The following is a 12,216-nucleotide window of genomic DNA, read 5'->3' as shown; positions in this document are numbered from 1 at the left end:
CCGGACCATGGCCTATCAAGCTCAGGAAATCTTCTTCCGCTCCAACGCCCCCGTCACCGTCGACGAGGACAAATGCATCGCCGAAAAAGGCTGCACCGTGTGTGTCGATGTGTGCCCGATGGACTTGCTGGCGATCAACCCGGCCACGCAAAAGGCCTACATGGCGTTCGATGAATGCTGGTACTGCATGCCGTGCGAGAAGGATTGCCCGACCGGGGCCGTCAAGGTCGACATCCCCTATTTATTGCGTTGACCCCAAATCCACTGTGGGAGCGAGCCTGCTCGCGAAAGCAATCGTTCATTCAACAATGATGGTGACTGACCCGCCGCCTTCGCGAGCAGGCTCGCTCCCACATTGCGATTGTGATTATCCAATAGCCACCCGGAAACACCGGACGCTAAATCCAGCAACACCCCTCGTTTCCCACCGCGCCCTGATCGCGGCGGAGACGAACATCCAATAAACGATTCGAGGGGAAATACCCATGTTGCGTGCAGCAATCGCCGGTCTGCTACTGGCTTCATTCACCGTGTCGGCGACAGCCGAAACCATCCGCATCGCCATCGGCACCCAGGACACCACCATCAACTGCGCCGCCGGCGGTTTGTTGATTCGTGAACTCGGTCTGCTCGACAAATACCTGCCCCACGACGGCGCCTACAAAGACGCCACGTACGACGTGCAGTGGAAGAATTTCACCAGCGGCGCACCGCTAACTAACGAGATGGTCGCCGGCAAACTCGACTTCGGCGCCATGGCCGATTTCCCCGGTGCGTTCAACGGCGTGGCGTTTGAAACCGCGGGCAAACACAGCCTGTTCATCAGCGTGTTGTCGGGGAGCATCAAGGGCAGCGGCAACGGCATCGTCGTGCCGAGCGCGTCCACGGTGCAGTCACTGGCCGAGCTCAAGGGCAAGACCATTTCCGTGCCGTTCGCCTCCACGGCCCATGGGATGTTGCTGCGTGCGGTGGCGGCGCAGGGCTGGGACCCGCTCAAAGATGTGAACATCACCGCCCAGCCACCGGAAGTCGCTGGCTCGGCGTTGCAGGCCGGCAAGATCGACGCCCACGCGGATTTTGTGCCGTTCGCCGAACTGTTCACCAGCCGCGGTTTCGCTCGCAAGATTTACGACGGCTCTCAGGCCAACGCGCCGACATTCCACGGTGCGCTGGTCGATCAGGCCTATGCGAAGAAATACCCGGAGATCGTCGTCGCTTATTTGCGTGCAAGTCTGGAAGCCAATCGACTGCTCGCGGCCGAGCCTGAGAAATACAGCGACCTGATCGCCAAGGTCACCGGAGTCGATGCCGAGGTCGCCTACCTGTTCCACGGACCGCTCGGCGTGCAGACCCGCGACCTGAGCTGGAAACCCGAATATCGCCAGGCCGTCGGCACCGCCATCGACACCTTGAAGTTGCTGAAGAAAGCCGATCGCGGGCTCGATCTCAACAACTTCATAGACGATCAATACATCCGCGCGGCGTTCAAGGCGTCGAATCTGGATTACAGCGCGCAATTGGCGAACTACACACAAACGCCGCTGAAGGGCACGGATGCGGCGACCGGTAAAGCCATCACTGACTTCAGTCACGTTGCTGAAATCTGGGTGCGCGGCGAGGACAAGGTGCGCCAATACGCCTCGGCGGAAGAAGCCTTCACCGCGCTCGCCGCGTTGAAGCAAGAGGGCAAAACCATCCGTGCGGTGTATGCGCAGGCCAGTGACAGCGGGATTAAGTTGCTCGCCGAACAGGCCTGGTTTGCCAGTGATGCCAAGGGGCGGTTGAGTGCGTTTCTGCTGAAGGGGCAGGCGCAGCAATATGCCTCGGCACAGGGTGGCAAGGTTTTCGATTTCAGCGATGCCACCACTCAGGCAGTCGCCGCCCGCTAACTCAAACGTAGATCGTTCCCACGCTCTGCGTGGGAATGCCTCAATGGACGCTCTGCGTCCGCTTTGGATGTGACGCGGAGCGTCACGGGATGCATTCCCACGCAGAGCGTGGGAACGATCAGAGGTGATATATGTTTTCACGCTGGATCCCCCGAGCCGCCTCACTGCTGCTCTGCCTGCTTTTCTGGCAACTCGCCGCCAGCCATCACTGGAATCTCGGCCTGGTGACCTTCGCCAATGTGCCCACGCCATTCGCGGTGATCGAAGCCGCTTTGGGCCTCGGCGACTCCGGCAAACTCTGGCAGCACCTCACCGCCAGCCTCAGCCGCGTGTTCGCCGGTTACCTCGCCGCGCTGGTTATCGGCATCGCTCTGGGCCTGGCCATCGGCCGTTCGAAATGGGCTGAAGACGTGTTGCTGCCACCGCTGGAAGTTTTGCGCCCGATCCCCGCCGTGGCGTGGATTCCGCTGGCGATCCTGATGTTCCCGTCCTCGGAACTGTCGATGGTCTTCATCACCTTCACCGGCGCGTTGTTCCCGATCTTGCTGAACACCGTGCACGGCGTCGAAGGCGTCGATCCACGGCTGATCGCGTCGGCGAAAAGCCTCGGCGCCGGGCGCCGGGCGATTCTGCTCGAAGTGATTTTGCCCGGCGCGGCGCCAAGCATCATCACCGGTCTGGCCATCGGCATGGGCACGTCGTGGTTCTGTCTGGTGACCGCCGAAATGATCTCCGGCCAGTTCGGCATCGGTTATTACACCTGGGAGTCCTACACCATTCAGAACTACGCCGACATTGTCGTCGGCATGTTGCTGATCGGCGTGCTGGGCATGGGCTGCAGCCTGCTGATCAAACGTCTGGGCGGTGTGTTCACGCCTTGGCATCGACCGCGAGGAAAAGCCTGATGAGCGTGATGCAAACCCCGGAAGGGCGGATCGACATTCGCCAGTTGTCGATCGTGCTCGGTGAAGGTCGCGACGCCTTCGAAGCAGTGCAGAATCTCGATTGCCAGATCGAACCCGGCCAGTTCGTGTGCATCCTCGGCCCGTCCGGGTGCGGCAAATCGACGTTGCTCGGCGCCTTGGCCGGACACCTGAAGGCCAGCACCGGCAGTCTGAGAGTCGACGGCGCGGCAGTGTCCGGGCCGTCGCCGCAGCGCGGCATGGTCTTCCAGCATCACACGCTGTTTCCGTGGCGTACGGTGCGCGACAACATTGCCTTTGGCTTGAAAATGCGGGGGATCGGCAAGGCCGAGCGGCATCGCGCGGCCGATGACATGCTCAAACTGGCAGGTCTGGAAGGCTTTGCCGAGCGCTGGCCCGATCAACTCTCCGGCGGCATGCAGCAACGGGTGGAAATCGCTCGGGTGCTGGTCAATCGCCCGCGGCTGTTGCTGATGGACGAGCCGTTCGGTGCGCTCGATGCGCTGACCCGCCTGAACATGCAGGAGCTGCTGCTGGATATCTGGACGCGCGTTCGTACCACCGTCGTGTTCGTCACTCACGACATCGACGAAGCGCTATTCCTCGCCGACCGCTTGCTGGTGATGAGCGCACGGCCGGGGAGGATCATCGAAGATCTGCGTCTGGATTTCCCGCGCCCGCGTACCAGCGAGCTGGTCACCAGCGCCGAGTTCGCCCGTCTCAAACGCCATTGCCTCGACCTGCTGCGCCACGACACCGACCGACCGCTGCCGCGCCTCAACCCGCTCGGTTTGCCTCCTGAAAACCCTTTGCCGCGATTTGCCCATGACCTCTATTTTTGCTCTGACCGATATTGATGAAATCCTCACCCTGCAACCGCGCCTGACCGCTGCCGACCCTGGCGTGCGGCGCATCGCCCTGATCGAGCTGGCCGATCTGGAAGAGCCTGATGGCTTGCTCTGGCTGGTTGATCGTCTTGGTCATGACCCTGCCGAAGAAGTGCGCACCGAAGCTGCGCGATTGCTTGAGGCCTGGGAGGATGACTCGGTCGTGCAGGCCTTGTGCGAGGCACTGACCGATCCGTCAGCGCCTGTGCAGGCTGCTGCTGCGCAAACTCTGAGTCTGCTCAAGTCCGAAGCGGCGGGGCGAGTGATTTTGCCTTGGACGCAGCACGCCAATGCCAGCGTGCGAATGGCTGCGTTTCGCGCCTTGCGTGAGTTGCGGTTTGCCGACGCGGCGCCCGCAGCTCTCGCGGCGCTGAACGATGCCGACGCCAATGTGCGCCGCGAAGCGGTCGGCGTGTTGGGCTGGCTCAAGCAACTCGACGCGCTGCCGGCGCTCGCGCGTCTGGCCAGTGATGACCCCGACACCGAAGTGCGCCGCGCGGCCACCGGAGCGCTGGGGTTGGCGTCCAGTGCCGAGGTGTTGCCAGCCTTGCGCCAGGCCTTGCAGGACAGCGCCTGGCAAGTGCGCGAAGAAGCTGCAACGACGTTGGGCAAGGTCGGCCATGGCGATGCCGGCCCCGCGCTGGTCGAAGCCCTGAGCGATGACTATTGGCAAGTACGTCTGCGTGCCACCCGCAGCCTCGGTCGTTTGCGTTTTGTGCCGGCGCTGGAGGCGTTGATCGATACGCTGGGGCATGGCATCAGCAACTTGCGCAAGGAAGCCGCGCTGGCCTTGGGCGAGCTGAACGATCGCGGCGCCGTGGCGGCCTTGCAGGCAGCACAGGACGACGGCGACCCGGAAGTGCGCAAGGCCGTGCGCATCGCCTTGAGTCAGCTGCAATGAGTCCGTTGTCGGTGGCTAATTCGCAGCGCGAGCGGACGTTGCGCCTGAGCTGGCCGGATGGCCGCGAGTCGCTGTTTGGTCACGCTGATTTGCGCCGACAGTGTCCATGTTCGCAATGCCGGGCGTTTCGGCTACGCGCAATGGCGCCTGTGGTTGATGACCGGGTGCGTCTGGTCGAGGTGAACGCTCAGGGGTATGGGGTGCAACTGGTGTTCAGTGATGGACATCAGCGAGGAATTTATCCGTGGGAGTATCTGGTGGGATTGGGGGCTGATAACAGCCCGCTTACATCACCCGAACAGGCGGATGAATCTCCGTCACCGACATGGTGAACACCAGCTTCGATTTTCCGTGATTGGCATATTGATGCGGCACATCGGTTCTGGCCACGGCGGAGCAGCCTGGGCCGATGATCAGTTCAACCGCGCCAACCTGGAGCCGCAGCGTGCCTTTCTCGACATGAAACAGTTCGGTGGTGCCTTGCGGGTGGCCCGGGGAGCTGTAGCTTTCACCGGGAAACACTTCCCAGCGCCACAATTCGAGCATGTTCGGCCCGCTGGTGCCGGCCAGCAAGCGTGCCGAGCCGCCCAGCTCACCGTGCCAGAGCGTGGGAATGTCCTGACTGTCGATCAGGTGCGCCGCGGGCGTGTCGGCGACGTTGACGAAGTCCGCCACGGAAAGCCCCAGCGCAGCAGCAATCTTGCACAGAATGGCGATGCTCGGGTTGGCCGCGCATTTTTCGATTTCGACCACCATGCCTTTGCTCACGCCGGCGCGTCGCGACAGTTCGTCGAGGGTCATGTTCTGTGTTTTACGGGCGTGCTTGAGGGTCCGCGCAACCGCTTCGCTCACGGTCTGCACGTCGGCGCCTGCCTCGGTCGATATATTGACTTTTTTGGTCATTGGTCGCTAGCATCGGTTGAAATTCAGATGAGGGGATTCTGGGATGCTGTCTGTCGTGCCGTCAATCGATCCGGCTGTTGCGCAACTCGCGCCGGGCTTCAGAGCATTGAGTATCGTGGTGCAAGCGGCGCCGATTACCCGCCCGCTGATTGCTGGCGAAGCGCTGGCAAACGCCTGTCAAACCGTGATGGCAGGCGGTCCGCACTGGGCGGCGGCACACTTGCAGGCGTGGGCCGAGGTGTTCCGAAGCTTCGGCGCCAAGCCGCAACGTACGCCGTGTTCGGCCGAAGCCTTGCGCAAACGCGTGTTGCGCGATGGCAGCCTGCCGAGCATCGACCCGGTGGTCGATCTCTACAACGCCATCAGCCTGGCTTACGCGATTCCGGTCGGTGGCGAAAATGCCCAGGCCTACGTCGGCGCGCCGCGCCTGGTGGTGGCCGACGGCAGCGAACCGTTCGACACGATGAAGGAAGGCGCCCCGGCCCATGAATTTCCCGACGCCGGCGAAGTGGTCTGGCGCGACGACCAAGGCGTGACCTGCCGCCGCTGGAACTGGCGCCAGGGCGTCAGAACCCGCCTTGATGCACACGCGCAGCAGATGTGGTTCATCCTCGAGAGCCTGCCCGAGATGCCGCTGGAAGCACTGACCGAAGCCGGCGACAAACTCATCGAAGGTCTGCAGCAAATGATGCCCGGCGCCGAGATTGAGAGCATGTTGATCGGACCGGGGGCGGCCTGATCTGCAGGCTGAATCCATTCAATTCGCCGGCCTAGTCGCTCGCCCACTCTTGGCGATACTGCAACAGAAAATCCACAAACGCGCGCACCCGTTGCGGCACATAGCGGCCGTGCGGGTAGAGCAGGGTGTAAGGTCGTGAACGCCCGGCGTAGGGCTGCAATACCTCGATCAGGCTGCCGTCGGCCAGCTCTTTTTCGACGATGAACTTGTAGGTCTGAAAGACCCCGGCGCCATGCTTGGCCAGGGTCACGCCGCCGAGGACGTCGTCGGAACAGGAGTAGCCGCCGTCGGACATGACTTCGCGGTCCTCACCGTTTTCCTGGAACAGCCAGGAGATGCGCCGGCCGCTGCTCGGCAGTTCGAACTGAATGCAGTCATGTTGCACGAGATCTTCGAGGGTTTGCGGTGTCCCGGCCTTGTGCAGGTAATCGGGGGAGGCTACTACCACCAGTTTCGCGTCTTCGAGCAGGCGCGCGATCATGCTCGAATCGGGCTGGGCGCGGACGCGGATCGCCAGGTCATAGCCTTCGCCGACGAAGTCGATGTTGCGGTTGCCCAAGTGGATATCGACGCTGACCTGCGGATACAGCGCACGGAATTTTGGTAGCAGCGGCAGGATGCGGTGATGACCGTAGGTAGTCGGCAGACTGATGCGCAACAAGCCCGACGGCGTGGTCTGCGCGCCCATCACTTCTTGCTGTGCCTCGACCAGTTGGGTCAGGGCCTGGCTGCACTGGAGGAAGAAGTTGCGCCCGGCCTCTGTCAGGCGAATGCTCCGTGTGGTGCGGGCAAACAGGCGTGAACCCAGACGTTCTTCCAGCCGCAGAATCGACCGGCTGACAGCGGCGGGGGTGACCCCGGCCAGTTGCGCAGCAGCGGTGAAGCTGCCGGCCTCGGCAGCGAGGCAGAACAGCTCGATACTGCCCAGTTGCAGGTCATCAAAATGGCGCTTCATGTGGGTACACCGAGGTTTGCCTGACATGTGATCCTCGGTGTTATCTCACGAAGCAGCACCGCCGGTACACACCGGCGGTGAAGCGGGGAGCGATCAGTGGCCAGCGCTTTGGCCGCCGTCGACGTGGAGGATTTCGCCGGTGACGAAGTTCGCCGTGTCGAGGTACAGGATCGCCTGGACGATGTCATCGATCTCACCCATGTGGCCGACCGGATGCAGACTGCCGAGGGCGGCGTGGGTCTCTTCGCCGTGCATTGGCGTTTTGATGATGCCAGGCGATACCGCGTTGACCCGAATGCCGCGTTTGGCGTACTCGATGGCCAAGGATTTGGTCGCTGCGTTGATGCCACCCTTGGTCAGCGAAGCAAGGACCGACGGCACGCCGTCAATCGCATGATCGACCAGACTGGTGGTGACGCTGACGATGTGCCCACTGGCATTTTTCTCCATTTCGGCGACGGCCAGTTGCGAGATGTAGAAGAAGCCGCTCATGTTGGTCGCCACGACCTGGGCGTAGTCGGCGTGGCTGTATTCGGTGAACGGTTTGGCGACGAAGATCCCGGCGTTGTTGACCAGCGTGTCGATCCGGCCGAAGCGGGCGACGCCTTCGCGGATTACGCGCTCGGCGGTTTGCGGGTCGGCGATGTCACCGGCGACGGCGAGAATATCCGGGTCTGTCGAAGGCTGGATCGAACGCGAGGTTGCGACCACTTTATAACCGCGCTCGCGGAAGCTTTTTACCAGACCTGCGCCAATGCCTTGCGAGGCGCCAGTGATAACCACAACTTTGTTGGACGTGCTCATGATGTTTCCTCTATGCAATCTGAATGGGTTGGATAACGACTGGCAAAATCTCAGGCGTGCGCCGGAACCTGCGCGGCCTGGCGTAACGCTTGCTCGTAATAAGCGACGGACTGCGAACCGGCGATCAGCTGTTGGTCGTCGATGACCATGGCCGGAACCGAGTCGATGCCGCGTTGCTGGTAGAACCGCTCAAGCTCGCGCACTTCTTTGGCGAATTCCCCGTTCGCCAGCACGGCTTGCGCACGCTGGCTGTCGAGGCCGACCGCGCCGGCCAGAGTGACCAGCGTGGCGTGGTCATTCGGGTTCTTGCCGTCGCTGAAGTAAGCCTTGAGCAGCGCTTGCTTCAGTTGGCGTTGCAGCCCTTGTGTTGCGGCCCAGAACAGCAGGCGATGGGCATCGAAGGTGTTGTGAAAGTGGCTGCGTTTTTCCAGGTCGAAGAGAAAACCGATCTGCGCGCCGCGCTCGATGATCATCGCGTTGCGATCCGCCACTTGCTCGGCGCTGCGCCCGTATTTGCGCATCATGTGGGCAATGGCGTGCTCGCCTTCGGCGGGCATGTCCGGGTTCAGCTCGAACGGTTTGTAGGTCAGTTGCACCTGGACTTCACCGGCCAGATTGCTGATCGCCTGTTCCAGCGCGGTGGCGCCGAGGGCGCACCAGGGGCAGACGACATCCGAGACGAAATCGATTTTTACCGTGCGGCTCATGACTGCGAATCCGCCAGCTGCTTGCGGTACTCGGTGGTGCTGATGCCGGCGTAGCCCCAGTTATCGGTGTCGACTTCTTCGATGACGATGTGGGTCAGGTGCGGGTCCTTGTTCAGCACGCGGGTCATGGTCTCGGTGATTTCCTGAATGACCTGGGCTTTCTGCTCGCGGGTGACGCCGTCGCGGGTGATACGAACGCTGATGAAAGGCATGTGAGCTATCTCCAGTCGCTGGCCCGTCGGAGTGAAGGGCCGCTGTTGGAGTGAACTTTAGGGGGCAGGGTTGAATTGATAAATGGGGCTTGCGGTACTTCATTTGTGATGCGGTGTATCTAATCGAAGCGTGCTGATCACGGTTCGAACGGGGAGGATTTCAGGCGAGCAGGGCTTCGATCCAGTGCGTCTGTTGCGCAAGGGCTTCAAGCTTTTCCTGCGGCACGGTCTGCCGCGCGTGGGTGAGGCGGGCGAGGGTTTTCTGCTTGAGGCGCAGTCGGTGCTGCCATTTGCGGATGAAGGCCGGGCTGCGCGTCTGCATCTGCACCGGGCCGAAATACAGTTGCTGAGCGGTGTAGCTCACCGGGCCGTCGCGCTCGGCCACGATGATTTCGTAGTCGAAACGGTTTTCATGCAGCACTTCTTCGCTGAGGATGCGGTAATCGTTCTCCATCAGCCATTCACGCAAAGGCTGTTCGCCGCCATTGGGTTGCAGGATCAGGCGTTCGCGGCCGCTGAGGTGGGCCTTGCCGGCTTCGAGGATGTCGCGGATGGTCTCGCCGCCCATGCCGCAGACGCTGACAGCGGTGATGTCGTCGTCGGCGCTGATTGCCGTGAGTCCGTTGGCGCGACGCACACTGATGTGCGCCTGCAGGTGGTTTTCACGCACCGTGCGTTGCGCAGCGTGGAACGGCGTCAACGCGACTTCGCCCGCCACCGCTGCGCTGATCAGCCCCCGGCGCAGCAAGGCGACCGGCAGATAAGCATGATCCGAGCCGATATCGGCCAGCCGTGCACCGACCGGCACGTGTGCAGCCACGCGCTCAAGGCGCAGGGACAATGTCTGTTCGTTCAACGGCAACCCCTTTCAACAACAACCTGCGGCTCGACGGCAGGCAAAGGGGTGCGACTCTGGCGAGCTGCGCTTTAGCTGTCAAATCGCGCCGACAGAATCGTTGCGCCCATCGCCAGCGCCAGGCTGGAGATGGGCGCGCGGGGTTAGTCGGCCAGCGTTGCGTTGTCGATCACGAAGCGATACTTCACGTCGCCCTTGAGCATGCGCTCGTAGGCGTCGTTGATCTGCTCGGCACCGATCAGTTCGATGTCCGAAACGATGCCGCGCTCGGCACAGAAATCGAGCATTTCCTGAGTCTCGGCAATCCCGCCGATCATCGAACCGGCGATGGTGCGGCGCTTGGTGATCATATTGAACACGTTGGGCGAGGGGTGCGGCGAGGCGGGCGCGCCGACCAGCGTCAGGGCGCCGTCACGCTTGAGCAGAACCAGAAACGCATCGAGATCATGCGGCGCGGCGACGGTGTTGAGGATGAAATCGAAGCTCTTGGCATGCGCAGCCATTTCTTCGGCGTTGCGCGACACCACCACTTCATCGGCGCCCAAGGCTTTGGCCGCTTCGCGCTTGGATTCGGAAGTGGTGAAGGCGACGACATGCGCGCCCATCGCGTGCGCCAGTTTGATACCCATGTGCCCCAGCCCGCCGATGCCGACCACTCCGACTTTCTTGCCCGGGCCGGCGTTCCAGTGGCGCAGCGGCGAGTAGGTGGTGATGCCGGCGCACAGCAGTGGCGCGACAGCCGCCAGTTGCGCTTCAGGGTGACGGATACGCAGGACATAGCGCTCGTGCACGACGATGTTTTGCGAGTAGCCGCCGAGGGTCCAGCCGGGTTCGTCCGGGGTCGGGAAGTTATAGGTGCCGATCATGCCGTCGCAGTAGTTTTCCAGACCGCTTTCACAGTCGTCGCAGTGTTTGCAGCTGTCGACGATGCAGCCGACGCCGACCAGATCACCGACCTTGAAGTCCGCAACATGCGCACCCACCGCCGAAACCCGGCCGACAATTTCATGGCCCGGTACGCAAGGGAATTGCGTGCCGGCCCATTCGGCCCGGACCTGATGCAGGTCGGAGTGGCAGATGCCGCAGAAGGCGATGTCGATCTGTACGTCGTGGGCGGCCGGCGCGCGGCGCTTGATCTGCAACGGCTCAAGGGGTTTGTCGCCGGCATGGGCACCGTAAGCGTGGACAAGCATGGGAACATCCTCCGTTGGTTTATCGTGAAGTTATTCTTGCGCAGCGGTGGCGTCCGGTCATGGTGCAATCCTGTGCGATGCTTGCCTGATCCTGCGAGGCGCCAGTGGCCTTGTCAGCTTGTGACGTTGCGCCGACAGACGCTCAGGCGATTTGCAGGTAATCTGCCGACGCGCTGACAGAAACGCGTCAGCTGACTAAAACAAAACAAAAGCGGAGTCATTGATGCAACCAATCCGTCTCGGTCTGGTGGGCTACGGCAAAATCGCCCAGGATCAACACGTACCGGCAATCAAGGCCAATTCCGGATTCCAGCTGGTAGCGGTCGCCACCCAGGGCAAACCCTGCGCCGGCGTCGAAAACTTCCAATCGTTGACCGAGCTGCTGGCCAACGGCCCGGCGGTGGATGCGATCGCCTTCTGCACGCCGCCGCAAGGTCGCTTTGCGCTGGTCCAGGAAGCCTTGGCGGCGGGCAAACACGTGCTGGTCGAAAAGCCGCCCTGCGCCACCTTGGGCGAGGCTTTGGCGTTGGTCGATCAGGCGCAGGCGCAAGGCGTCAGTGCGTTGTTCGCCTGGCACTCGCGCTACGCCCCTGGCATCGAAGCCGCCCGCGACTGGCTCGCCTCGCGCACCCTGCAAAGCGTGCAGATCGACTGGAAAGAAGACGTGCGCAAATGGCACCCCGGCCAGACGTGGATCTGGCAACCCGGCGGCCTCGGCGTGTTCGATCCGGGCATCAACGCCTTGTCGATCGTCACCCACCTGCTGGCGCTGCCGCTGTTTGTCGAAGCCGCCGAGCTGCGCGTGCCAAACAACTGCCAGTCGCCGATTGCCGCCTCGATCAAAATGTCCGACGCACGCCACCTCGACGTCCGCGCCGAATTCGATTTTGACCATGGTCATGATGAACTCTGGAGCATCGAAGTGCGCTGCGCCGAGGGCGTACTGCGCCTCGACAACGGCGGTGCGTTGCTGAGCATCGACGGCGTGCGCCAGACGGTGTCGGAAGAGGGCGAATACGCCGCAGTGTATCGACACTTCCAGCAGTTGATCGGCGCCAAGGCCAGTGATCTGGACGTGCAGCCGTTGCGCCTGGTGGCGGACAGTTTCTTTGTCGGTAGCCGGGTGGCGGTTGAGGCGTTTTACGACTAGTCGTCAGAGTCGCTCGTTTCGTGGCAGCGCTGCCTAACCACAGCGCTGCCACGCCGATTCAACGCGGGTTAGGGTTAGAAAACCTAACCGCCATCGC

The 12,216-nt window shown here is 62.2% G+C and carries 15 protein-coding genes; 8 read left to right on the top strand and 7 right to left on the bottom strand.

Going from position 1 to position 12,216, the window contains the following annotated elements:
* The first annotated feature begins 7 nt into the window (after positions 1-7).
* The 6 genes from ACGSLL_RS03210 to ACGSLL_RS03185 all read left to right on the top strand — a co-directional run bounded on the left by ACGSLL_RS03210 (position 8) and on the right by ACGSLL_RS03185 (position 4,932).
* Positions 8-253, top strand: coding sequence for a 4Fe-4S dicluster domain-containing protein (locus ACGSLL_RS03210; protein ID WP_003225615.1), 246 nt, complete (start codon positions 8-10; stop codon positions 251-253).
* A 232-nt stretch (positions 254-485) separates the two neighbouring features.
* On the top strand, positions 486-1,889 hold the full coding sequence (locus ACGSLL_RS03205) for an ABC transporter substrate-binding protein (RefSeq protein ID WP_394503132.1): 1,404 nt from the start codon (positions 486-488) through the stop codon (positions 1,887-1,889).
* Between the two features lie 131 nt (positions 1,890-2,020).
* Positions 2,021-2,794: an ABC transporter permease gene (locus tag ACGSLL_RS03200; protein ID WP_394503130.1), complete on the top strand. Its 774-nt coding sequence runs from the start codon at positions 2,021-2,023 to the stop codon at positions 2,792-2,794.
* Positions 2,794-3,669: an ABC transporter ATP-binding protein gene (locus tag ACGSLL_RS03195; RefSeq protein WP_394503128.1), complete on the top strand. Its 876-nt coding sequence runs from the start codon at positions 2,794-2,796 to the stop codon at positions 3,667-3,669. Before ACGSLL_RS03200 ends, ACGSLL_RS03195 begins: the two co-directional genes overlap by 1 nt.
* Positions 3,638-4,600, top strand: coding sequence for a HEAT repeat domain-containing protein (locus ACGSLL_RS03190; protein WP_394503126.1), 963 nt, complete (start codon positions 3,638-3,640; stop codon positions 4,598-4,600). Before ACGSLL_RS03195 ends, ACGSLL_RS03190 begins: the two co-directional genes overlap by 32 nt.
* The gene (locus ACGSLL_RS03185) at positions 4,597-4,932 is read left to right on the top strand and encodes a DUF971 domain-containing protein (protein ID WP_394503124.1); all 336 of its coding nucleotides are present in this window, start codon (positions 4,597-4,599) and stop codon (positions 4,930-4,932) included. The genes ACGSLL_RS03190 and ACGSLL_RS03185 overlap by 4 nt, the downstream gene beginning before the upstream one ends.
* On the opposite strand, the gene ACGSLL_RS03180 is transcribed toward ACGSLL_RS03185, so the two are convergent.
* A complete protein-coding gene (locus ACGSLL_RS03180; RefSeq protein ID WP_394503122.1) occupies positions 4,886-5,503 on the bottom strand; it encodes a helix-turn-helix domain-containing protein in 618 nt (205 codons plus the stop codon). The genes ACGSLL_RS03185 and ACGSLL_RS03180 overlap by 47 nt on opposite strands.
* A 43-nt stretch (positions 5,504-5,546) precedes the next feature.
* Here ACGSLL_RS03180 and ACGSLL_RS03175 point away from each other — a divergent pair, with 43 nt between their 5' ends.
* The gene (locus ACGSLL_RS03175) at positions 5,547-6,242 is read left to right on the top strand and encodes a B3/B4 domain-containing protein (RefSeq protein ID WP_394503120.1); all 696 of its coding nucleotides are present in this window, start codon (positions 5,547-5,549) and stop codon (positions 6,240-6,242) included.
* Between the two features lie 31 nt (positions 6,243-6,273).
* Here the strand turns inward: ACGSLL_RS03175 and ACGSLL_RS03170 are convergent, their stop codons facing one another.
* From ACGSLL_RS03170 to ACGSLL_RS03145, 6 genes are all read right to left on the bottom strand, one after another.
* Positions 6,274-7,197: a LysR family transcriptional regulator gene (locus ACGSLL_RS03170; RefSeq protein WP_394503118.1), complete on the bottom strand. Its 924-nt coding sequence runs from the start codon at positions 7,195-7,197 to the stop codon at positions 6,274-6,276.
* A gap of 93 nt (positions 7,198-7,290) precedes the next feature.
* Complete coding sequence (locus tag ACGSLL_RS03165; protein WP_394503116.1) at positions 7,291-8,001, bottom strand: SDR family NAD(P)-dependent oxidoreductase; 711 nt, start codon at positions 7,999-8,001, stop codon at positions 7,291-7,293.
* Positions 8,002-8,051: 50 nt separating this feature from the next.
* On the bottom strand, positions 8,052-8,708 hold the full coding sequence (locus ACGSLL_RS03160; protein ID WP_394503114.1) for a DsbA family oxidoreductase: 657 nt from the start codon (positions 8,706-8,708) through the stop codon (positions 8,052-8,054).
* On the bottom strand, positions 8,705-8,920 hold the full coding sequence (locus tag ACGSLL_RS03155) for a tautomerase family protein (protein ID WP_090284001.1): 216 nt from the start codon (positions 8,918-8,920) through the stop codon (positions 8,705-8,707). Before ACGSLL_RS03155 ends, ACGSLL_RS03160 begins: the two co-directional genes overlap by 4 nt.
* Before the next feature lie 160 nt (positions 8,921-9,080).
* Positions 9,081-9,776, bottom strand: a complete 696-nt coding sequence (locus ACGSLL_RS03150; RefSeq protein ID WP_394503111.1) for a tRNA (adenine(22)-N(1))-methyltransferase — start codon at positions 9,774-9,776, stop codon at positions 9,081-9,083.
* Between the two features lie 143 nt (positions 9,777-9,919).
* Positions 9,920-10,969: an NAD(P)-dependent alcohol dehydrogenase gene (locus tag ACGSLL_RS03145; RefSeq protein WP_394503109.1), complete on the bottom strand. Its 1,050-nt coding sequence runs from the start codon at positions 10,967-10,969 to the stop codon at positions 9,920-9,922.
* Between the two features lie 223 nt (positions 10,970-11,192).
* On the opposite strand from ACGSLL_RS03145, the gene ACGSLL_RS03140 reads away from it, so the two are divergent.
* Positions 11,193-12,119, top strand: coding sequence for a Gfo/Idh/MocA family protein (locus ACGSLL_RS03140; protein WP_394503107.1), 927 nt, complete (start codon positions 11,193-11,195; stop codon positions 12,117-12,119).
* Positions 12,120-12,216: the final 97 nt, after the last annotated feature.

The organism is Pseudomonas retamae (assembly GCF_043496865.1).
GTDB classification, from domain to species: Bacteria; Pseudomonadota; Gammaproteobacteria; order Pseudomonadales; family Pseudomonadaceae; genus Aquipseudomonas; species Aquipseudomonas retamae.
This window is presented reverse-complemented; position numbering and strand designations above follow the sequence as displayed.